The organism is Haemophilus parainfluenzae (genome assembly GCF_900450995.1).
In the GTDB taxonomy this organism is placed as follows: Bacteria; Pseudomonadota; Gammaproteobacteria; order Enterobacterales; family Pasteurellaceae; genus Haemophilus_D; species Haemophilus_D parainfluenzae_O.
Genome location: NZ_UGHY01000002.1, coordinates 1,068,801 through 1,092,164, shown reverse-complemented (window position 1 = coordinate 1,092,164; position 23,364 = coordinate 1,068,801). Strand labels below are relative to the sequence as shown.

The 23,364-nt window shown below is 38.8% G+C and carries 11 protein-coding genes and 4 pseudogenes; 10 read left to right on the top strand and 5 right to left on the bottom strand.

From position 1 onward, the window contains the following. Positions 1 to 10 precede the first annotated feature (10 nt). Positions 11 to 727, bottom strand: coding sequence for an MgtC/SapB family protein (locus DX522_RS05625; protein ID WP_014064479.1), 717 nt, complete (start codon positions 725 to 727; stop codon positions 11 to 13). Between the two features lie 162 nt (positions 728 to 889). On the opposite strand from DX522_RS05625, the gene rimO reads away from it, so the two are divergent. The 4 genes and pseudogenes from rimO to DX522_RS05605 all read left to right on the top strand — a co-directional run bounded on the left by rimO (position 890) and on the right by DX522_RS05605 (position 6,083). Next, a complete protein-coding gene (gene rimO / locus DX522_RS05620; protein ID WP_115180102.1) occupies positions 890 to 2,227 on the top strand; it encodes a 30S ribosomal protein S12 methylthiotransferase RimO in 1,338 nt (445 codons plus the stop codon). Positions 2,228 to 2,357: 130 nt separating this feature from the next. Then, the gene (gene asd / locus DX522_RS05615) at positions 2,358 to 3,473 is read left to right on the top strand and encodes an aspartate-semialdehyde dehydrogenase (RefSeq protein ID WP_115180101.1); all 1,116 of its coding nucleotides are present in this window, start codon (positions 2,358 to 2,360) and stop codon (positions 3,471 to 3,473) included. A 53-nt stretch (positions 3,474 to 3,526) separates the two neighbouring features. After that, positions 3,527 to 4,462, top strand: a complete 936-nt coding sequence (locus tag DX522_RS05610) for an alpha/beta fold hydrolase (RefSeq protein ID WP_115180100.1) — start codon at positions 3,527 to 3,529, stop codon at positions 4,460 to 4,462. A 167-nt stretch (positions 4,463 to 4,629) separates the two neighbouring features. After that, positions 4,630 to 6,083, top strand: a pseudogene (locus DX522_RS05605) (DASS family sodium-coupled anion symporter). A gap of 58 nt (positions 6,084 to 6,141) precedes the next feature. Here DX522_RS05605 and DX522_RS05600 read toward each other — a convergent pair. The 3 genes and pseudogenes from DX522_RS05600 to DX522_RS05585 form a co-directional block, all read right to left on the bottom strand. Beyond that, positions 6,142 to 6,815, bottom strand: a pseudogene (locus DX522_RS05600) (IS3 family transposase); the annotation flags it as partial. 131 nt (positions 6,816 to 6,946) lie between these two features. Further along, positions 6,947 to 7,300, bottom strand: coding sequence for a helix-turn-helix domain-containing protein (locus tag DX522_RS05590; protein ID WP_115180098.1), 354 nt, complete (start codon positions 7,298 to 7,300; stop codon positions 6,947 to 6,949). Positions 7,301 to 7,417: 117 nt separating this feature from the next. Further along, positions 7,418 to 7,720 carry a hypothetical protein gene (locus DX522_RS05585; RefSeq protein WP_014064485.1) on the bottom strand — a complete coding sequence of 101 codons (303 nt, stop codon included), beginning with the start codon at positions 7,718 to 7,720 and terminating at the stop codon, positions 7,418 to 7,420. Positions 7,721 to 7,960: 240 nt separating this feature from the next. On the opposite strand from DX522_RS05585, the gene DX522_RS05580 reads away from it, so the two are divergent. From DX522_RS05580 to DX522_RS05560, 4 genes and pseudogenes are all read left to right on the top strand, one after another. Beyond that, complete coding sequence (locus DX522_RS05580; protein ID WP_115180097.1) at positions 7,961 to 8,212, top strand: ErpY protein; 252 nt, start codon at positions 7,961 to 7,963, stop codon at positions 8,210 to 8,212. Between the two features lie 310 nt (positions 8,213 to 8,522). After that, positions 8,523 to 8,759: a hypothetical protein gene (locus DX522_RS05570; RefSeq protein ID WP_115180095.1), complete on the top strand. Its 237-nt coding sequence runs from the start codon at positions 8,523 to 8,525 to the stop codon at positions 8,757 to 8,759. Between the two features lie 490 nt (positions 8,760 to 9,249). Then, positions 9,250 to 10,625, top strand: a pseudogene (locus tag DX522_RS05565) (tyrosine phenol-lyase). A gap of 163 nt (positions 10,626 to 10,788) precedes the next feature. Then, on the top strand, positions 10,789 to 12,003 hold the full coding sequence (locus tag DX522_RS05560) for an aromatic amino acid transporter (protein ID WP_115180094.1): 1,215 nt from the start codon (positions 10,789 to 10,791) through the stop codon (positions 12,001 to 12,003). Between the two features lie 60 nt (positions 12,004 to 12,063). On the opposite strand, the gene DX522_RS05555 is transcribed toward DX522_RS05560, so the two are convergent. Further along, positions 12,064 to 12,741: a transcriptional regulator gene (locus DX522_RS05555; protein ID WP_115180093.1), complete on the bottom strand. Its 678-nt coding sequence runs from the start codon at positions 12,739 to 12,741 to the stop codon at positions 12,064 to 12,066. Positions 12,742 to 13,505: 764 nt separating this feature from the next. On the opposite strand from DX522_RS05555, the pseudogene DX522_RS11960 reads away from it, so the two are divergent. Together DX522_RS11960 and DX522_RS05540 are read left to right on the top strand one after the other, a co-directional pair. Continuing rightward, positions 13,506 to 15,280, top strand: a pseudogene (locus tag DX522_RS11960) (ShlB/FhaC/HecB family hemolysin secretion/activation protein). A 76-nt stretch (positions 15,281 to 15,356) separates the two neighbouring features. Further along, positions 15,357 to 23,021, top strand: a complete 7,665-nt coding sequence (locus DX522_RS05540) for a hemagglutinin repeat-containing protein (protein WP_262054166.1) — start codon at positions 15,357 to 15,359, stop codon at positions 23,019 to 23,021. Positions 23,022 to 23,364: the final 343 nt, after the last annotated feature.

Genomic DNA, 23,364 nt, shown 5'->3' with positions numbered 1-23,364 from the left:
ATGTGTTATTTTAATTTTCTACATCCACACTCAGTACTTCATCTTCTGTTTTTAACAGCGTATAGACATCTTTTAGCATTTCATTATCAATGTTGTAGCATCGAACTTGCAAGCGAACTTCGCCACTTGCTTGGTCTTTGACTGAGATATTTTCAATGCGGTAATCATGTTTCAATAATAAATCTGTCACTTTACTGATGCCGTTTGCAGAGCTCAGTTGAATAGCCAAGCGAGTACGCTTTTTATAGGTTTTACGGCGAACATAACGCTGCACAATCGGGCTAATACGGATAGCGATTAAAATCATTAAAGTGGCAATAATGGCATCAAAAATAAAGCCTGCACCTGTTGCCACACCGATAGCCGCCGCAGCCCAAATAATGGCTGCAGTGGTTAAGCCAGAAATAGCATCATTTTTCTTGTGTAAAATTACCCCTGCACCTAAAAAACCAATACCACTGATTACCTGTGCGGCAAGTCGCATAGGGTCAGTTCGAATATTATCTGAAACTTGCGCATAATGTTCTGCGGCTTGAATGGATACAATCGTCAGTACACAAGTCGTCACCGCAATAATGGCACAGGTTTTGACGCCAACCGGTTTGTGTTTAAGTTCACGTTCTAAGCCGATAATCCCGCCAAGTACAAGTGCAAGTAGCATTTTCCCTAGGATAAGTAAATAAGCCGTCTGTTCAAGAGCGGTCGAAAAAAGAAAAGAATTTTCCATGTTAATAATGAATATGAGTAAATAAAAAAAACGGGCGTTATTCTACCTGAAAAAAGGACTTTAATGGGCAAATTTACAATCAATTTACCTTTAATTTATCGCCTTTCGGCTTGAAATTGAGTAAAATCTAGAGCTTTGAAAGATATAGCTGAGAATAAATTTATGCAAAAATCAACGCCGAATATTGGCTTTGTAAGTTTAGGGTGTCCTAAAAATTTAGTGGATTCCGAACGTATTCTGACCGAATTACGTACAGATGGATATAATATTGTGCCAAGTTACGAAAATGTAGACTTGGTCATTGTGAATACTTGCGGCTTTATTGATAGTGCCGTGCAAGAATCTCTAGAAGCCATTGGAGAGGCGTTGGAAGAAAACGGACGCGTGATTGTGACCGGCTGCTTGGGTGCGAAAGAAGATCAAATTCGCCAAGTTCACCCGAAAGTATTGGAAGTGAGCGGTCCGCATAGTTATGAAACGGTAATGGCACAAGTACACAAGTATGTTCCTAAACCAGAGCATAATCCTTACACCAGCCTTGTACCAAAACAAGGGGTGAAATTGACACCAAAACACTACGCTTATTTGAAAATCTCAGAAGGCTGTGATCATCGTTGTACATTCTGTATAATCCCTTCATTACGTGGGGATTTAGAAAGTCGCTCTATCACGCAAGTATTGGATGAAGCAAAACGTCTTGCTGACGCGGGTGTGAAAGAATTGTTGGTCGTTTCACAAGATACTTCAGCTTATGCGATGGATACACAACGCAAAGAAGGTGGCGTGAAAACGGCTTTCTGGAATGGTATGCCAATTAAAAATGACTTAATGACCTTGTGTAAACAGCTTGGTAAATTAGGTATTTGGGTGCGTTTACATTACGTTTATCCTTATCCTCACGTAGATGATTTAATTCCATTAATAGCGGAAGGTTTATTGTTGCCTTATTTGGATATTCCATTGCAACACGCGAGTCCAAAAATTTTAAAAGCGATGAAAAGACCAGGAAAAATTGACCGCACTTTAGAGCGTATCAAACAATGGCGTGAGATTTGTCCGGATTTGACCTTGCGTTCAACTTTCATTGTAGGTTTCCCGGGTGAAACAGAAGAAGATTTCCAAATGTTATTGGATTTCTTAAAAGAAGCACAACTTGATCGCGTGGGCTGTTTCAAATTTAGTCCGGTAGAGGGAGCACCAGCTACCGAAATGGCCGACCAAGTGCCTGAAGATGTAAAAGAAGAACGTTTCCACCGCTTTATGCAGTTACAACAAGAAATTTCGGCTGAACGATTAAAACAAAAAATTGGCCAAACGCTTGATGTAATTGTGGATGAAATTGATGACGAAGGTATTATCGGCCGTACAAAAGCTGATGCACCAGAAGTTGATGGCTTAGTTTATATTGAAAATCTAAGTGGCACGCCTGTGAAAGTAGGCGAATTTATTAAAGTAACCATTACCCATTCAGATGAATATGATTTATGGGGTAGCTTTTAATTATTCAGTTGATTTAGTCTTGGTGGTTAGTTAAGTAAATCAGTTGTTTTTTCTAAAAAAACTTGATTTTGTAGCATAAAGCCTGTAATTAATAGACCCATTCAACACAACATAAAATAAGGAAAAACTCATGAAAAACGTCGGTTTTATCGGTTGGCGCGGAATGGTCGGTTCCGTATTAATGGATCGTATGTTGCAAGAGCAAGATTTTGCCAATATTAATCCAGTTTTCTTCACCACTTCTCAAGCAGGTCAAAAAGCCCCTGTATTCGCAGGCAAAGAGGCGGGTGAGCTTAAAAACGCATTCGACATTGAAGAACTTAAAAAATTAGACATTATCGTAACCTGCCAAGGTGGCGACTATACCAATGAAGTCTATCCAAAATTAAAAGCAACAGGTTGGGATGGCTATTGGGTTGATGCCGCTTCTGCACTACGTATGAAAGATGATGCAATTATCGTGCTTGATCCAGTAAACCAACACGTGATTTCTGAAGGCTTGAAAAAAGGCATTAAAACTTTCGTGGGTGGTAACTGTACCGTAAGCTTAATGCTTATGGCTATCGGCGGTCTATTTGAAAAAGATTTGGTGGAATGGATTTCTGTGGCAACTTACCAAGCGGCTTCAGGTGCTGGCGCAAAAAATATGCGTGAATTACTTTCACAAATGGGTTTATTAGAACAAGCGGTTTCAAGTGAATTAAAAGACCCTGCTTCGTCAATTTTAGATATTGAACGTAAAGTGACTGCAGAAATGCGTTCTGATAGCTTCCCAACAGATAACTTCGGTGCGGCATTAGGTGGTAGCTTAATCCCTTGGATTGACAAACTTCTTCCAGAAACGGGACAAACTAAAGAAGAATGGAAAGGCTATGCAGAAACCAACAAAATCTTAGGTTTAAGCGACAATCCAATTCCTGTTGATGGTTTATGCGTACGTATCGGTGCATTACGTTGCCATAGCCAAGCATTCACTATCAAACTGAAAAAAGACTTACCATTAGAAGAAATTGAACAAATTTTAGCGTCTCACAACGAATGGGTGAAAGTGATTCCAAATGACAAAGAAACCACATTACGTGAATTAACCCCAGCTAAAGTAACAGGTACATTAAGCGTACCGGTTGGTCGTTTACGTAAATTGGCAATGGGGCCTGAATATTTGGCAGCCTTTACTGTGGGTGACCAATTATTATGGGGTGCTGCAGAGCCAGTTCGTCGTATCTTAAAACAATTGGTGGCATAAGTTTACTTTCACGACAAAGGGCGTATTCACTACGCCCTTTTCATTAGAAAATTATGATCAGAGAACCCCATTTTCATCAATTTGCTCTTGCAGAGTTATTGCCTTTTTTTGAGCAATTTCCGACGCAATATCTTTCTGGTGAACGAAATATCAAATTGGCTTATCGTCATTTAGTTCAGCCTGAAAGTGCGGTCAGAAAATTGATGATTTTGGTGAATGGCCGAGCAGAAAATATGCTGAAATGGACTGAGTTGGCTTACGACTTTTACCAACAAGGTTATGATGTTTTGCTTTTTGATCATCGAGGACAAGGCTATTCACAGCGTATTATTCCTCAAAAAGGGCATTTAGATGAGTTTCGTTTTTATACCGATGATATGGCAAAAATCATTGAAAAAACGACTGCACTTTATGCTTATCAAGCGCAATATATTCTTGCGCACTCCCTCGGCGCTTTGATTTCCACCTATTATCTAGCCAATTACGATCATCATATTAAAAAGGCAGTGCTTTCTTCGCCTTTCTTTGGTGTTCCCATGAAACATCCATTACGAGATGAAGTCATCATTGCAACGATGATGGCATTTGGTCAAGGTCATCGCTATGTTTTTGGTAAAGGACATTACAAACCAGCAGATTTAAACCTTAATGAACTTAGCCATTCTAAAACGCGAATGAAATGGATGAATCGAGTTAATCGAAAACGCGCTGCTATTCACTTAGGCGGCCCGACATTCCGTTGGGTACATTTGTGTTTAAATGCAATAAAAGCGCTCCCTAAAATCATTCCAAGAGTGGAAACACCTGTACTTATCCTACAAGCAGAAAAGGAAAAGATAGTGGATAACAAAAATCTTGAAAAATTGACCGCACTTTTCCCACATGCAGAATCTATGCTTGTACCTCAAGCAAAACATGAAATCCTTTTTGAAAAGGATAACGTGAGAAAAGCCGTGCTTGAACGCGTGAATCGATTTCTTCATTCTTAAAGTTATTTTTTAATCTGCATCAAGTTTTCATCAAATTTTATAAAAAACATCTCTTAAATCTTTACTCATACTAAATAAGTGGTATCTTTATGATCGCTGTTTAATCGATTGCGTCACGGTTGTTATGTGTGATGCGTTATTTTTATTATTTATCTAGGAGCTATCCTATGGAAAGTAAAATTCCAGCAGTAGAAGTCAAACTTGGCTTTAAATGGCAAGGGCTGCTGATTGCCGTCATTATTGGTTTAGGGATTTGGTTGATCCCAACACCAGAAGGTTTATCTGCAAAAGCATGGGGAATGCTAGCGCTGTTTGTGGCAACCATTGTGGCTATTATCGCTAAAGCAATGCCTATGGGTGCAGCAACGCTAGTTGCCTTGGTGATTAGTGGTTTGACTGGACTTACACCAATTTCACCAAAACAAGGTGATGTCGGCATGTTATCCGGCTTTGCGAACGGCACAATTTGGTTGATTGCTATTGCCATGTTTTTATCTCGCGCGGTGATTAAAACCGGTTTAGGTAAACGTATCGCGCTGTACTTCGTTGGTCGTTTTGGTAAAAAAATGATGGGTGTGGCCTATGGTATGGCGTTGGCTGATGTTGTTATCGGTCCGGGTATTCCTTCAGCTTCTGCGCGTGGAGGCGGTATTATGTACCCTATTATGCAATCTATTGCTGATGCGTATGAATCAAAACCAGGTCCAACTGCTCGTCGTGCAGGTGCATTCTTAGCGATTGTTGTCTCTCAAATTGACACAATTATTTGTACCATGTTCTTAACTGCCATGGCAGGTAACCCGTTAATTGCAGAACTTGCGAAAAGCCAAGGTGTAGAAATTACTTGGATGACATGGTTCTTAGGGGCAATCGTACCAGGTATTGTGAGCTTAATCGTCTTGCCTTATTTCGTGTATTTAATCTATCCGCCAGAATTAAAAGATACGCCTAAAATGGCAGAAATGGCACGTGAAGAATTAAAAAGCATGGGCCCAATGAGCAAAGCAGAATGGATTCTTGCCCTAGACTTTATTCTTCTTTTATTCCTATGGACGGTGGGTGATTTAGTCTTCCATATCCCTGCAACGATTTCTGCATTTATCGGTTTAGTAATTTTATTATTAACCAATATTATGAGCTGGAAAAATATCGTGGCAGAAACCACCGCATGGGATACGATGTTCTGGTTTGCGGTATTGGTGATGATGGCAAATGCACTTAATAAATACGGTGCAATCACTTGGATTTCCACCCACATTTCCTCATCTGTGGGCGGTTTCAGTTGGCCAGTAGCCTTTACTATTTTAGTGTTGGTGTATTTCTATACCCGCTATTTCTTTGCTTCAGCCATGGCGCATATTTCCGCAATGTATCTCGCTTTCGTGGCAGCGGCTATCGCTGTGGGTACACCACCAATCATTGCTGCAATTGGTTTAGGTTACACCTCAACATTATCCATGAGCTTAACGCAATACGCAGGCGGTCCTGGCCCTGCTTTATACGGTTCAGGTTATAACTCAACCGGTCAATGGTGGGGGTGAGCTTTATTGTTTCTATCCTCTCATTAGTTATTTGGTTTGGTGTCGGTGGATTATGGATGAAACTACTTGGCTGGTGGTAATCCTTATTAATTCATAAAAAATCCCTAAAAAATGATCTGACCCCAAAAAGTTAGACTGTTATTTAAAGGATTGTTTTCGATATTGTATCGGACTCAGTCCTTTTAATTTTAGTTGAATCCGTCGGTGATTATAGTAATCCAAATAATCTCTGACAGCATCAACTATCTCCTCTCTACTGTTAAATTCCCGACCATAAAAACATTCCGTTTTTAATCGCCCAAAGAAACTTTCCATCGCGGCATTGTCCAAGCAATTCCCTTTTCTCGACATACTTTGAATGATGCCATGTTCAGCCAAGATTTGACGATAAGCTACCATTTGATATTGCCAGCCTTGGTCTGAATGCAAAATGACACCACAAGCTTTATTTAATCCTTTGACGGCTTGCATTAACATGTCCTCTACTTGTGCCCAGTTTGGGGAATAGCTGAGATTATAGGAGACTATCTCATTGTTAAATAAGTCTAAAATTGGAGATAAATAGACTTTACTCCCATCTTTCGCCTTAAACTCTGTGATATCGGTCACCCATTTTTGTTTCGGGGCCGTTGCACTAAAATCGCGTTCAAGATGATTCGGTGCAATCCCCCTATCGTGCCTCGATAGGTCGTAAATTTCTTGCTTTTTCTTGACTGCACTTGAAGCCCAAGTGTCTGCATTAAACGTTGAACTTTTTTATGATTCACGCCTGGCAAGCTGGCATGAACTCGTCGGTAGCCATAATCAGGATGATTGGCTTTGATGCGTTTAATGGCCTTTTTCAACAACTCATCCTTATCCGGTTTAATCTGAAGTTTCGCAAAAAACGTACTACGCGCTAACTGTGCAAAGCCTAAAAGCCATTTTAACGGATAGCATGTTCTTAACCTTTGGATAATTTCCGTTGCTCGGCTTCGTCCTGAAGTCTGAGCCTTCTCAACTCCTTTAGGTAGGCCACCTCCGCTTCAAGCTGTAAAATTCTCAGGCGTAAACGGTCTTCTTCAGTTTTGGGTGGCGGTGGCATTTTTGCATATTTGGGTTTCATCGGCGGTCGTCCTGATGGTTTACGGGGAATAAGTCCTTTTATGCCACTTTTTTCAAACCGTTTCAACCATGTCCCGACTAGGGTGTTGGAAGGAATATTGTAAAAACGCGCAGCTTCTCTAATACTCATTTTTCCATTCAAAATAGGTTGGAGAGCCTGTAATTTAAATTCGATTGTGTAGTGTTTACCCATAAAAAAATCTGCACCTCAATTGTTGGTTTGTTGAGTCCAACTTTTGGGGTGCAGATCAAAATGACCGCACTTTGATTTAAATCTCAAAAGTGCGGTCATTTTTATCTGTATTTTGAATTAATCATCCCAGTCATCATCCCAATCACGGTGTTTTCTATGGTGGTGATGTCTTTTATGTTTTTTATGATGGCGATATTCTCTGTCATCGTAGTCTCCGCCTTTATTCACTTGACTACCGATTACGCCACCTAATGCCGCACCGCCGAGTGTTGTGGCAATATCACCACCTAATAAACCACCGGCTACACCACCGATTGCTGCACCTGTTGCAGTATGACGTTGTTGTCTGTCCATTTCACAAGCGGTTAAGCTTCCTGCTAATGCAACAATCACTAACCCTTTCATCAATTTAGATTTCATAAATCTACTCCTCTATTCTTGTCGGGATTGCTTGCTTAAACACTTATGTAATCCTGCATGTAAAAGCATTCCTTTTACGATTGCTTTGACTGTTTGGAAAATTAGTTAGTTCAAACGGCTTGTTCAATTGGTTTAAGAATGAACAATTTTTGGTATGATTGTTGAGAGGTTTAATTGGTGATTAAATCAGATGTTGTAAAATACATTTATACTAATTGAAATTAAGTTTCAATGAATGAAATGAGTAATAAAATGAAAAAAATCATATTAATCATTATAAATATTCTTATTTTATCTAGCTGTGGAGTGTTATTTGATAACCCTATTGAAAGATTTTGGAATAACGGAGTAATGCCATCTAAAAATGAAATGGAGGCATATAGTCTATGTATACGTAAATCTGAAGAAATGTATCCCCAATCAATAGATCCTGATGGTTCTAAAAGAGTTCCATATACAAGAGCTTGCATGGAACAAAAAGGATACTGGTAGTATAGATGATTATTTAATATAAAAGGAATATTCTTTAGAGGAAAGGAGAAAGGTGGAATATATACTTACCATCTAAATAAATAATGATTTTAAAAATATTAAAATTTTTTATAGCTGTTGCATTCATCTTTTTCTTGTTTATGGTGATAGTTCAGTTAGATATGGGAAGGAATAATTTGCAATATGCAGTCCTTATGAAAGATGCTTTAATTATGTCTCTAAAATTTCAGGTGGTTGCTTTGCCGATATATCTTCTCTTTTTTAAACGAGATTAGAGTGGTTGAAATGAAAAAATATTTTGGAGATAAAAATGAACAAGATCAATCTCAGTCTCTTTTTACTTTGTAGTATTTTGACTGCATGTGTTTCTTCTGATAGCTATTTTGTTCGATTTTGGAATGGAGATGTTATATCTGACATGACTCCAGAGGAAGAGAAAAAATTTGATCTATGCTATGAGAAAACTAAAAATTTACCAAGAGGAACTGTTGAGGAAAGGGGAAAAGCAAGTCTTGCTACATTAAAATGCATGGACGATAAAAAGTAAGATAAGAGCATGCTATCAAAAGTTATAGTCTTATTAAGTATTAGTTTTTTTGATAACAAATTAGAATTTTCTTAGTGTACTACTTGGAAATAGAATGAAAAAAAGTGCGGTCAATTTTCAAAGAGTTTTAAAACCTCTCAAAAACTGGCCGCACTTTTGTATTTTTGATGCTTCTTCTGCCAAATATCTCCTTCCTATTGCAATCCCGCCTGCAACACCATTCCTATGTCCGCTTGTTCTGTTGAGAAAATTGGATAGTTCAACTCGCTTGTTCAATTACTCTAAGAATCAGTATGTTTATGATACTTTGATATAAAATTATCAAATAAAAATATTTTTGTATAAATTTGATAAAATTTTATCGATTTGTGACTTTGATCACAGTATTGCAGAAAAAAATTCAGTACTATGCTTGCAACTCGATGATAGATGTTTTTAGTAGCGGGTTAATAATCATGAACTTTAAACCTAACATAATAGGAGATTTATTATGGCATACTATCCAGCAGAACCGTTCCGTATTAAAAGTGTTGAACCTGTTTCAATCTTACCAAAAGCAGAACGTGAAAAAGCAATGAAAGCGGCAGGCTTCAATACCTTCTTACTTGATTCAAAAGATGTTTATATCGACCTTTTAACCGATAGCGGTACGAATGCAATGAGTGACCGTCAATGGGCCGGTATTATGATGGGTGATGAAGCTTATGCAGGTAGCCGAAACTTCTATCATTTACAAGAAACAGTTCAAGACTTATTTGGTTTCAAACATATTGTGCCAACTCACCAAGGTCGTGGTGCTGAAAATATTCTTTCTCGTATCGCGATTAAACCGGGTCAATACGTGCCAGGTAATATGTATTTTACGACTACACGTTTCCACCAAGAAGCTAATGGCGGTATTTTCTACGATATTATTCGTGATGAAGCGCATGATGCGACATTAGATGTGCCATTTAAAGGCGATATTGATGTTAAAAAATTAGAAAAATTAATTAACGAAAAAGGCGCTGAAAATATTGCTTATGTGTGCTTGGCGGTAACAGTAAACTTAGCAGGTGGTCAACCGGTTTCTATCGCAAACATGAAAGCGGTTCGTGAATTAACAGCAAAACACGGCATTAAAGTGTTCTACGATGCAACACGTTGTATTGAAAATGCTTATTTCATTAAAGAACAAGAACCAGGCTATCAAGATCGCTCAATTAAATCAATCGTTCAAGAAATGTTCAGCTATGCAGATGGTTGTACAATGAGTGGTAAAAAAGACTGCTTAACTAATATCGGTGGTTTCTTATGTATGAATGATGAAGAGTTGTTCATGAAAGCGAAAGAATTGGTTGTTGTGTTCGAAGGTATGCCATCTTACGGTGGTATGGCTGGTCGTGATATGGAAGCAATGGCGATCGGTTTGAAAGAAGCAACTCAGGAAGAGTACATTGAACATCGTGTTAAACAAGTACGTTACCTAGGTGAAAAATTAAAAGCAGCAGGTGTACCGATTGTAGAACCAATTGGTGGTCATGCGGTGTTCTTAGATGCACGTCGTTTCTGTCCACATTTGAAACAAGAAGAAGACTTCCAGCACAAGCATTAGCTGCAGCAATCTATGTTGAATGCGGTGTGCGTACAATGGAACGTGGTATTATTTCAGCTGGTCGTGATATCAAAACTGGCGAAAACCATCATCCAAAACTTGAAACTGTACGTATTACTATTCCGCGTCGTGTTTACACCTATGCACACATGGATTTAGTTGCTGATGGTATTATCCACTTATTCAAACATAAAGAGGATATTAAAGGGCTTCGTTTCGTGTATGAACCAAAACAATTACGTTTCTTCACTGCACGTTTTGAACAAAAATAGGCCTACCGCCCTTACCTCAGTAACGGGGTAAGGGCTTTTTGTATCTAAAAAATATTTGGTTAATGAGAAAAATGCGAAAACATTCTAATGACATTGTAATTTGATGTATTGTCAAGTAAGGAAGTGACTAGCCTTTCTACGATAATCGGAAAGGAGAAAACTCATGAATAAAACATTGGGAAGTACCTTAATTACCTCAGGGACGATGATTGGCGCAGGGATGCTTGCTATGCCTCTCACATCTGCTGGAATAGGTTTTACGTTTACAGTCGTTCTACTTATTCTTTTATGGATCCTACTCACTTATAGTGCATTATTATTTGTTGAGGTTTATCAAACCGCTGAACATGATGCCGGTATTGGTACACTTGCTGCACAATATTTTGGCCGACCAGGACGAATTGTCGCAACTAGCGTATTAATGATTTTCCTTTATGCATTGCTTTCCGCCTATGTGACCGGTGGTGGTGCAATTCTTGCTTCAACTTTACCTGATTTTGCTGCTCCTGATTTGAAAATGAAAGGTTCTATCCTTGCATTTACAATCTTATTTGGTGTTTTCGTAGCAATTGGTACAAGCTTTGTGGATGCGCTAAATCGCTTCTTGTTTATTGCGATGATTGCCGCTTTATTTATCGTGCTTGGATTGATGATCCCCGAAATTAAAATCGATAACTTAATGGCCATACCAATTGATAAAGCCTTATTAATTTCAGCTAGCCCAGTTTTCTTTACCGCTTTTGGTTTCCATGGTTCGATCCCTTGCTTAAATAAATACTTAGAAGGTGATGTAAAAGCCTTAAGATTTTCGATTATTGTGGGCTCTGCAATCACATTGGTGGGTTATATCTTATGGCAATTTTCAACTCACGGTGTATTAAGCCAAACTCGCTTCTTAGAAATCCTTAATCAAGATCCAACATTAAATGGATTGATTGAAGCGGTTCGTGTGATTACAGGCAGTACTATTATTGCTGCTATCGTGAAAATCTTCTCTGCCTTAGCACTGATTACCTCGTTCTTAGGGGTGGCACTCGGTTTATTAGAATGTATTGACGACTTGTTAAAACGTGTATTCAATTTTTCGGCAAACCGTTTAAGTTTAGGTTTCTTAACCTTCCTTCCGCCATTGCTCTTTGCATTCTTCTATCCAGAAGGCTTCATCCTTGCATTAGGCTATGCAGGACAAATGTTTGCTTTCTATGCAGTGGTATTGCCTGCCGCATTGGTTTGGAAGGCTCGCCATCAACATCCAAATTTACCTTATCGTGTGCCAGGTGGTTCAGGGTTCTTACTCTTTGTCTCAATTCTAGGGATTATTATTGTGAGTATCCCATTCCTAATTAAATTAGGTGTATTGCCTCCAGTAGTGGGTTAATAACACAATTAAAATAAAAAAAGTGCGGTTAAAAATCAGCGTGTTTTTAACCGCACTTCTTTATGCTTTCTCTTTGATCGTTTTGAGATAGCGATATACGCTAGGTTCTGAGATTTTCAAATATTTCGCCACCATCGGAATGGCGCCTTTGATATTGAAAATGCCTTTATCAAATAAGACTTGAACGGCGTTTTCCCGCTGTCTTAAGCTGAGTGGTTTATCGGAATGTAATAGGGTGAAATCAAGGTATTCACAAAGGATATCTTCGATGGAGTTTTCGAGTTTTTCTTTATTAATTATTTCAGCCTCTTCTACCTCGGCAAAGGCAGCATCAATACCTAAAATATTGACGAAGTTTCCAAGGTTTTCCAGTGAAATTAATTTGGTCATCACATCAACCAACTCAGAGGTATCATGATTAATACAAAGGATGCCTTCTAATTTATCCCCATTTTTAATGAAATAAGTTGCACCTCGAATGACCTTTTCGGAATCAGCCACCGCTTTGTAGTTAAAGATAAAATCCTTATCTAAATACACTTTATCCTGCAACAAACTTGAAGCAAAAGAGCTAAGCGGAGAAGAAAGCGTTCGACCACTGACGTGGCTATTCGAAATGGCTTCCATATGAGCCTTATTCTTATCAAAAGAATGAAATACGACTTCGTATTTAGGACCGAGAACATTTCCCAAAAAATGGGTTAGGCCAATAAAATATTTCTTTTGTATGTTATTCATACTAGATTTATCTCATTAATTTCAGTTTGCTATAGGTATTCTATAACCGCTTATTTTTTATAGCAAATATATTGTAAAAAACGGCAGGTTATCTATGGTTTTTTACTTTGAACAAATCTTATAATGTCATACTCATCTAGAATTTTTGTTCGTGTATGGTTATACCTTATACAGATGGTTTATCATCAGCAACGGTAGGTATGCCAATATCCCTGCTACAGGTTTAGGAGTTTTAAGTGATTGATATAAAGATAACGATAAGTGTGATATAGCTAAAACTTATTTTTCTAGATAACTCTTTAGGAAAGAGTAAATTTAATACAATTGGTCTTGTAGTAAGAGAATCCATTGTTAATACATATGATAGATTTTATGAAAGTAAAATAGGGAAAAAGATGAATCTAAATGATTTTATTAAAGTACTTAAAGTTTCTATTTTAATAGATTTAGGAATGTATTTCATGGCTCTTATAAAGAATGGATTTAATTTTTATAATGTGGATATTTTAAATATACTAAGTTCGTTTCCGTTAGTATTTATATTTTGTGTATTTATCTTTTATTTAAAAAAGTTGTAGCAGGTTATAATTTTCTCGGCATACGATCTGAAACAAGATATAAAGTGCGGTCAATTTTCAAAGAGTTTTAAAACTTCTCAAAAACTGACCGCACTTTTTGTATTGAAAAAATAAGGTTTGTAGAGTTTTTAAACAACTTTTGATATCATATTGCAAATTTATCAACAACTTAACCTTTGCAGTATAATGAAGAACTTACCATGCGCTTTTCTTTCTAGTTTATTATTTATTTCCTCTTTTGCTTTGGCAGCGCCAAGCTCACCAAATGCAAATGTAGAAAAACAAATCGATGCCCAACAACAAAAGCAACAAGCGGAACAAGATGCCGCCATTTTAGCGCAGCAAACGCAATCCGCGAATGTGCGTTTAGAGGGTGAAAAAGAGGCTTCGCTTAGCTTCCCTCAGAATGAATCACAATGCTTTCCTATCAATCAATTGGTGCTGACCGATTATCAAGCTGAAGCAGAAAATTCATCAGCCTCTTCCCTTAAATTAATCCAACCAAGTCGATTCTCTTGGGCGTTAAAGTCAGTTTATGCTGAGCGTGATTTTGCGCTGCCTGCCTGTATTGGCTCTGAGGGGATTAACGTATTACTTCGCCGTATTCAAAATCGTTTAATTGATTTGGGTTATGTCACCACGCGAGTGGTGGTGGAGCCGCAGGATTTGCGTTCAGGCATGCTCGTGTTAACCCTGATTCCGGGTAAAGTAGGCCGTATTCAATTACAAGACCAAAGTGCGATTCCGTTTGCCACCCGTGGCACCTTATGGTTTGCCATGCCAATGGCGCAGGGGGATATATTAAATATTCGCAATATTGAACAAGGTTTAGAAAACTTAAAACGCGTACCGAGTGCTGATGCGAATATGGAGCTTGTGCCAACTGATGCGGTAGGTGAAACAGACGTGGTGATTGCTTATAAGCAACGCTTACCTTTTCATTTAACCTTAGGGTTAGATGACTCAGGCAGTAAATCTACTGGTCGTTTACAGGGTTCAGCCACGTTTTCTTGGATAATGTGTTAACACTTAATGATATGTTCTATATCAGTGGCACACGCACCTTTAAGCGTAATAGCGATGATGCAGAAGGGGATTATGGTAGTAAAAATATTAGTCTCTATTATTCTATTCCTTGGAAGAACTATCTCTTAATCCTTTCCGGTTCAAAATATTCTTATCACCAAACGGTAGCGGGCGCGTTTGAGTCTTATACCTATTCAGGTGAAAGCCAACAAATGAAAGCGAACTTAAGTCGCTTATTATCTCGTGGAAGTCTTCACAAAACCTATGTGAATGCCGCGTTATGGACGAAAAAATCCCATAACTATATCAATGACACCGAAATTGAAGTGCAACGTCGTCGAATAGCTGGTTGGGAAGTGGGGCTTAATCACACTCAATACATTGGTGAAACAGTGTTACAACTGTTTGCGAACTATAAACGTGGTACGGGTGGGAATAAATCCTTACCCGCTCCGGAAGAAGCGTTTGGTGAAGGGACTTCCCGCATGCAGATTTTTACTGCAGGCGTTGATTTTACCTATCCTTTCACTATCGGCAATCAACCTTTCCGCTTTAACACCAGCTGGAATGGACAATGGAACGGCACACCTTTAACACAACAAGATAAATTTAGTATTGGTGGTCGTTATACCGTGCGAGGGTTTGATGGCGAGCTATCACTTTCCGGTGAAAAAGGTTGGTTATGGCGAAATGAATTAGGTTGGAATATCGCCAATAAGGGACATGAGCTTTATTTAGGGATTGACCGAGGTAAAGTGCACTCTAGCCAAGAAGAGCTTCAAATTGGTGATAGCTTAATGGGGGGCGTAATTGGACTTCGCGGTAAATTATGGGGCATTAACTATGATTATTTCGTAGGTGTTCCAATTAAAAAACCGGAAGGATTTAGAACCAGTCATGTGACAACTGGATTTAATGTGAGCTACCGTTTTTAATGCTTATGTTTTCAGATTAGTGAATGAATTAAAACTAAACAAGATTTTAGATTTAAAGCTTAAAGGAAATTAAAAAATGAATAAACGTCATTATAAAGTGATTTTTAGCCGTATATTAAACCAGCTAGTGGTGGTATCTGAGTTGGCAAAATCTCAAGGTAAAGCACAAAGTGAAAATGTGAGTCCAGAACAAGAAAAAACAGGATTATTTTCAACCGCACTTTCCTTCTCCCTCAACTCCATTCATTTTAGCTTAATGTTGGCATTGGGCTTCGTCTTTTTAATGCCTTCTGCTTATGCAGAAGATATGGCTATTCGCGCGGATAAATCAGCACCAGGTAATCAACAACCCATAGTACTCCAAACAGCGAATGGTTTACCGCAAGTAAATATTCAAACACCAAGTGCTGGTGGCGTATCACGTAACCAATATTCACAATTTGATGTAACTGAGAAAGGCGCCGTGTTAAACAATGCTCGTAAAGCGGCACAAACGCAAATAGCGGGCTGGGTACAAGGTAACCCGAATCTTGCTCGCGGTGAAGCGAAAGTCATTCTTAACGAGGTAAACTCTGCCAACCCAAGCCGTTTAAAAGGCTATGTGGAAGTAGCGGGTAAAAAAGCAGATGTCGTCATTGCCAACCCAATTGGTATTCAATGTGATGGCTGTGGTGTGATTAATGCTGGGCGTACAACGCTGACAACCGGTAAAGCAGAAGTAGAAAATGGCGAGTTGAAAGGTTATCGTGTAAAAGGCGGTAAGGTAACTGTTGGTCAAAAAGGGATGGATAACAGTCAATCTGATTACACCGATATTATTGCTGATAAAGCGGAAATCAATGGTGGCGTTTGGTCGAAGAAAGGTATTAAAGTTACCACAGGTAAAAACAACGTTGACCGCACGAATGATTCGGTTGTTTACGTGGGCGATAAAAATATCGACAACACTGACCGCACTTCTGATACGCAAAGTGAAAACCAAAGCTACAGTGTGGATGTAAGCCAATTGGGTGGGATGTATGCGGAGAAAATCCATTTAGTGGATAACGGCCAAGGCCTTGGTGTACGCAATGCGGGGCACATTGGTGCATCTGCTGGAAGTGTGAAAGTTGACAGCCAAGGTAAGATTGTCAATGAAGGCTTTATTGGGGGGAGCGAAAATGCCCAACTCAATGCGAAAAAGAATATTGAGAACCGTGGCACCGTTTATGCTAAAGCTCAAACGCAACTTAACGCTCAAAACATTGATAACAAACAGGGTGTGATTGCTGGTAAACAAGTTCAGCTTAACGCGAACAACGTGGATAACCGCAAGCAATCTGATAAAGGCTCTTTAATTGTTGCAACAGAGAAAGTGACGATTAAAGCAAAACATGTAGATAACCAAGGGACGAAAGCTGGCGGCAAAACGGAACAAGGTATCCGTGGTGCTCAAGTGGCTATTACCGCTGAAAATCTTTCGAACCAACAAGGGGGAATCTACGCTGATGAGCATGCCAACCTTGATGTAGCGAAAACAATTGATAATCAAGCTGGTGAGATTGAAGCGGGTAAATCAATTGAGTTAAAAGCAAAGACGTTAGCCAATGAAGGTAATATTAAAACCAAAGGGGATTTAACGGTTCGTTTACAAGACAGTTTAACGTTAAATAATGCATTCCAAGTTGGCGGTAATTTAGATTTTAAAACCGAAGGGAATTTTAAAAATGATAGCCAATTACGTGTAGGCAATAAGGCTGATGTTAAAGCCGCTAATGTGGATAACACTAAAGATGCTGAAATTAGTGGTAATGAAACACGCATTAATACAAATACGTTGACTAACCGAGGCTTAATTGATGGTGCATTGACCGTTGCAAAAGTAGTGACCATTAATAACTTGGGGATGGGGCGTATTTACGGTGACCATGTGGCTTTACAGGGGGATAGTTTAAATAACCTTGAAGAAGGGGATAAATCTGCTGTGATTGCCGCGCGTGAGCGTTTAGATGTGGGCGTGGATAAAGTTTTAAACCGCAATGAAAGTACCCTTTTAAGTATGGGTAAGATTTATGTGGGTAAAGCGTTGGATGAAAACAACCAGGTTACAGGTAAATCAGCGTATGTTCACAACTACAACGGTGTGATTGAAGCATTAAATCTTTACGATAGTGCGAAAAGTAAAGCAATCACTTTTAATACAGGGACAGTAGAAAATAAACACTTTTTCCTTGAAACAGAAAATGTGGATACTTCGTCTACGCCGGTTTTTGAGTATCGAATTGGGAGTGATTCGACTATCTATGGTAAAGACTCCGGGGTTTATAAGGTTAAACAAGATGATAAGAGTAGCCGTGGTGGTTTGAACAAAAAAGTAAAAAATCTTTATCACATTTTTTCACCAGACGGCAAAATCGAAAGTGATAACTGGCATCAATATGATTATACCCGCACAGTGAATGAAACCATGGTACTTAAACCAAAATACCAGGAAGGGAAGATTTTAAGTGGGGGTGGTATTGATTTTAATGATGCACATGTGGATAACCAAGACAGTAAGGTGATTGCTGGTGGGGTGATTCAAATTGCGGATGGACAATTAGATCAGAAAGAGTTGAAAGGTCGTACTATTGTAACGGATGCAGGTCGTGTAACTGCGTTTTATAAAGGGCGAGCGTGTGCTAAAAAAATTAAGTTCGTAGGATGTATAGATCATTACGATACCACTAAAAGTGATACCAGTATTTATTACAAACAAAATGAAAGTGTGAAAGATTTAGGGGTGTTTGCTTATAAAGAAAATGTAGCACCTGAATTTGCTAATAATGGTGTAGCGAATAAAGGTGATGTGGGGGATGTGGTGTTAAATCGTCTGACACAATCGCTGGATAAATCTTCTCTTTATAATGTGAATCCTAATGCACCAAAAGGCTATGTGATTGAAACCGACCCACGTTTTGCGAATAAGCAAAAATGGTTAAGTTCGGATTATATGTTCAATGCTCTACGCTATGATCCAAATAATATGCTGAAACGTTTTGGGGATGGTTTTTATGAGTTACGTTTAGTGAATGAGCAAATCAATCAGTTAACTGGACGTCGTTATCTTGAAGGTTACCAAAATGATTTAGAGCAATACCAAGGTTTGATGAACAATGGTATACGTTATGCTAAACAATTTAATTTAGTGCCAGGTGTTGGCTTAACCAAAGAACAAATGGCGGAGTTGACCACTGACTTAGTGTGGATGGTAAACCAAGAAATCATTTTACCAAGTGGTAAAAAACTCAATGTGTTAACACCGAAAATTTACTTGGCTTCTAATCGTACTCAAGTTACCCCTACGGGCTCTGTGATTTCGGGGGACAGCATTGTGGGTTCGGTAACCAATATGACCAATGAAGGGACGGTGCTTGCGTCGAACCTAGTGAACCTACATGGTCAAGATTTAGAGAACAAAGGTCTGGTTTTTGCTAATAATGTTAACCTTAATTCTAAGCAAAAATTAGTGAACCTTGGTGGCAAGATTGTGGCTGCAGATAGCTTGTCACTTTATGGTGGAAAATCCGTAGAGCTTGGTGCCACCACAACAGAAACACAAAGCCAATTAGGACGTACCGAAACCGGCAATAAGATTGTCGATCGCCAAAGTGAATTGAAGGTAACAGGCAAAGGTGGTGAGTTATCCATTCAAAGTGGTGGTGATATCACAATAAAAGCAGCAAATGTGAAATCGGCAGGTACGGTTGATGTAAATGCCAAAGGTAAGCTTTTGGTAACCACTGAGAAGCAAAGCAGTAAAGAACACTATGACTTTAGCAATAACCATCATTATCACTTAGATAAAGAAGGTGAAGTTGGCTCTGTTATTAGCGGCAAGGACGGAGTGCGCTTAGTTGGTCAAACAGAAGCTACACTTCGTCAAGCTGAAGTAACGAGTGTTAATGGAAAAGTAATGGTTGCCTCTAAAGGAGATGTTCGAATTGAAGAAGGGCGAGATATTGAACATCTAGATACCCGTAATAAGCAAAAATCTAAAGGTTTATTAACCAAAGAGACTGAAGAGCGTCGACATCATCATGATTATGATATTGCAGAAGGCTCAACCTTAGATGCAGATAAGATTGATCTTCATTCAAGCAAAGGTAATGTCACTATTCAGGGCTCAAATGTGGCAGCTGGTAATGGTTTGACGGTGAAGGCCAAAAATATTGATATTCGTGAGGCTGAGAACCGAGTCTACTCTGATGATTATTACAGCAAGAAAAAATCAGGCATGTTGGGAGGTGGTATTGGAGTAACCTTTGGTTCTCAAAAACAAACCACAGAAAGTGATCAGACTAAGCTTTATGCACAAGGTAGCCAAGTAGGTAGCTTGAACGGCAATACGACGATGATTGCAGAAAACACTTATACTCAGACCGCTAGTAAGGTGAGTGCAATCAAAGACGGCGATGTGAATATTCTGGCGAAAAAAGTCGATATTAAAGCTGCAGATGACAAATATGAAACCAATACCAAACAAAAATTTGAGCAAAAAGGTTTAACGATTGCTATTACCTCTCCTGTTATTTCTGCTGTTCAAGCAGTACAAGGCGTGGTGCAATCAACTCGACAAGTAGGTGAGAGTAAGCATGATCGTGTAAATGCTATGGCAGCAGCTAATGCTGGTTTTGATGCTTATCGTGCAGCTGATAGCGTAATGAAAGCTAGCGACTCTATTCAAAAAGCAATGAGTAATAGCGATGTGGATTCCGTAGTAGGGGCACAAATCACTTACGGCCAACAAAAGAGCGAATCACGTACGCATACTGAAGGAAAAACCGCAGCCAAATCTCAAGTTAATGCAGGCGGCAAGGTGAATATTGTGGCAACGGGTGCAGGAAAGAATTCTGACATTAATATTAAAGGTTCGGATATCTCAGGCAAACAAGGCACAACATTGATTGCAGATAACCAAGTCAATATTAAAGCCACAGAACAAAACCACCAAGAACGTAGCACGAATAAATCGAGTGGTTTTAATGCAGGGGTAGCCATTAAAGTGAGTAATGGTGCGGTTGCTGGGGCTACTTTAGGCGGTAATTACGGAAAAGGTTACGGCAATGGTGATGAAACTACTTATGTTGCAAGCCACGTAGGTGATAGTCAAAGTAAAACCGTGATTCATGCAGGTGGTGATGCCAATATTATTGGTAGCCAAGTAAAAGGCAAACGTGTAGAAGTCAATGCCCAAAACCTCAACATCGAAAGCTTACAAGACACCGCCACGTACAAAGGCAAACAAATGAACGTGACTGGTAGTGTGACGGTGGGATATGGCGCATCCGTTGGAGGTAGTTTCAATAAATCGAAAATCAATGCCGACCACGCCAGCATTAATGAACAAGCTGGAATTTATGCTGGAGATGAAGGCTATGATATTAATGTTAATAAGCATACTGATCTTAAAGGTGCATTGATTACCTCTACACAAAAAGTAGAAGCAGATGGTAAAAACCATTTTAGCACTGGCAGCCTTACTCATTCAGATATTGAGAATCACTCAAACCATAGTGGCAGCAGTTTTGGTGTAAGTGGTAGTGTATCGGCTAATTTTGAAACACCATTTGGTGAAAATGGTGCAGCTCAAAGTACAAAACAAGCTACAGATAAAGATGGTAATCTGCTTTATACCGATAAGAATGGCAACACAACTGTTAATTCTAAAGGAGTAAATGGACAAGAGAACACCAAGAAATTGGCTGAAGGCAAGGAATCTCTTCAATTCTCTTATGGCATGGGCTATGGTAAAGATTCCGATAGCCAATCTAGCACAACAAAAAGTGGTATTAATACACAAAATATCATTATTAAAGATGAAGCAGAGCAATTAAAACGTACAGGTAAAACGGTACAAGAAGAAATTGCTGCGATTAAAACCGATATCACTACAGAGAGTGCACAAAGCCAAAGTGGCAAATTAGAGAATCGTTTTAATAAAGATGATGTTCAAAAAGAGCTTGATTTCCAACGTGAGGTGACAGAGAAATTTGGACCAAATGTCGCGGAAGCAGGAAGTTTGCTTGCTAATAAATTTGGTGAAGAAGCGAAAGCGAAACGTCATGAAGCCGCAATTGCGTTAGAAGAAGCAGAAAAAGCCAAGGCAAAAAACAACAACGAAACTAACCGCGCTTTAGTCAAACAAGCACGAGATAATTTTGAGACAGCGAGTCGCGAAGCCAAAGAATGGGAAACAGGTGGAAATCAACGTCTTGTCATTGATTCAGCATTAAATGTTATCAGCACTGCTTTAGCCGGCAGACCGGCAGCGGAAGTGGTGGCTTCAGGATTATCACCTGCGGTGAATAATCAAATTAAGAAAGCGACAACAGATGCAAAAGGCAATGTGAATACGGCTCTCAATTTGACTGCTCATGCACTTTGGGGCGCGGTAGAGGCTTATGCGGGTAACCGTAATGTTGCTGCTGGTGCGGCAGGTGCTGCAGGTGGAGAGGCGGCGGCTCATTTCTTAGCCTCGACACTTTATGATAAATCACCTGAAAAGCTCAGCGAAGAAGAAAAACGTACGGTATCGTCTTTAAGTCAGGTAGCAGCAGGTATTGCCGGTGGTAGTTTATCAGATAGCTCTGATGGGGCAATTATTGCAGCTAAGACGGCGAAGAATGCGGTAGAGAATAATGAGCTCTCAATTCGTGATAACGAGCGCGTGGCTAAACTTGAAGAAAATCTCGATAAACGTGGTTATTTATACCCTGCTGAATTAGAAGAGGCTAAAAAATTACTCAACAAAAGTGATTTAGTGGATTTCTTACTAAGCAAGGCGCAGAAAAATAAAGGTAACCTACATCCTGAATTGAAAAAATATCTTGATACTTACCTTTCAGAAATAGCATGGGATATTGTGCATACTGAAGCAAGAAATGGTGTTCACATTACACATGAAGAAGCAATGAAACGCCTATATGACGTAGATTTATCAAAACAGATGAAGCCTCATTACCCATCATTGGTGAATGCGATAGAAAAAGATAAAGTTTTAAATGATAACTGGTCAAGAAAGCTTGAGAAATCAAACTTAGAAGCTATAGCACTATTTGGCGGACCAGGCGCTGGCACAGCTTTAGTGAAAGGTGTAACTATGGTTGAGAATGCAGCGGTAAATGTAGTTAAAAATACTGCAATAAATATAGGCGATAAAGCGTTTGTTGCTGCAGTCAAAGCAGAGAACAAGCTGAATAAGACGTTACCAGTTGTAAATGATGCACTCAATAAAGCCTATGTAAATGGACAATTAACTTATGCGGATATTGTCGGAAAAGGTGTTAATGGTGCGAGAGAATATGTTCGTACTGGTGTGAAAAATATGGGGGAGCAAGGAACGAAAGTAGCTCTAACTAATGCCGTAGCAGCTGGAGGTATTAAAGCTGGTTTTGAGGCAAATGATTATGCTAATGGGAAGTCGTTAACAAGAGATAACTTATTGAAATCTACTAAAGAGGTTGGATATTCATTCTTTTCAGCTGGAGCAACTACAGGTATGCCAATGCTTCCTGTTATTGGGCTAGGAGTGACTGTTGATTGGGCTAAAGATAGTGGGAACTATGATATTGTTAAAACAACAGGAAGCAATATCTTAAGCTCAGGGCTTGAAAATAAATTTGGACATTATACGGGCTTTCCTCTTATAAAAGAGGCAATGACAAATTCTTTTGAAAAATATTATGAACAATTGAAGGAGGCAAATAAACATGAGAAATGATTTTTTTCTTGTTTTGAAAATGTCATTGATATCAATTTTATTTATGTATGCATTAGCTTTATACAAGTTTAACTTTGATTTTAGTAAGGTTAGTTTATTAGTGACATTAAAATGGTTTCCCTTAATATTGGTTTTGCTTCTATTCTGTTTTTACTTGAGTAAAAATATGAAAAATAAATAATGATTATGCTTTATAAGTTTACTTTTATAAAGTTATGTTGTTTAAAACAATTAAACTTTACGATCTTAATTATTTAATAATTAGTTAGATTTTTAATTTTTGATTAAGAAAATTTAAAGTATCTAGGTGTAAAGTGCGGTCAATTTTCAAAGAGTTTTAAAA

What these genes read in the sequence shown, in the direction of transcription:
- rimO (WP_115180102.1), top strand. Translation starts at nt 890, where the DNA reads ATGCAAAAATCAACGCCGAATATTGGCTTTGTAAGTTTAGGGTGTCCT.
- DX522_RS05610 (WP_115180100.1), top strand. Translation starts at nt 3,527, where the DNA reads ATGATCAGAGAACCCCATTTTCATCAATTTGCTCTTGCAGAGTTATTG.
- DX522_RS05585 (WP_014064485.1), bottom strand. Translation starts at nt 7,720, where the DNA reads ATGAAATCTAAATTGATGAAAGGGTTAGTGATTGTTGCATTAGCAGGA.
- DX522_RS05560 (WP_115180094.1), top strand. Translation starts at nt 10,789, where the DNA reads ATGAATAAAACATTGGGAAGTACCTTAATTACCTCAGGGACGATGATT.
- DX522_RS05570 (WP_115180095.1), top strand. Translation starts at nt 8,523, where the DNA reads ATGAACAAGATCAATCTCAGTCTCTTTTTACTTTGTAGTATTTTGACT.
- DX522_RS05555 (WP_115180093.1), bottom strand. Translation starts at nt 12,741, where the DNA reads ATGAATAACATACAAAAGAAATATTTTATTGGCCTAACCCATTTTTTG.
- DX522_RS05580 (WP_115180097.1), top strand. Translation starts at nt 7,961, where the DNA reads ATGAGTAATAAAATGAAAAAAATCATATTAATCATTATAAATATTCTT.
- DX522_RS05625 (WP_014064479.1), bottom strand. Translation starts at nt 727, where the DNA reads ATGGAAAATTCTTTTCTTTTTTCGACCGCTCTTGAACAGACGGCTTAT.
- DX522_RS05540 (WP_262054166.1), top strand. Translation starts at nt 15,357, where the DNA reads ATGAATAAACGTCATTATAAAGTGATTTTTAGCCGTATATTAAACCAG.
- DX522_RS05590 (WP_115180098.1), bottom strand. Translation starts at nt 7,300, where the DNA reads ATGGGTAAACACTACACAATCGAATTTAAATTACAGGCTCTCCAACCT.
- asd (WP_115180101.1), top strand. Translation starts at nt 2,358, where the DNA reads ATGAAAAACGTCGGTTTTATCGGTTGGCGCGGAATGGTCGGTTCCGTA.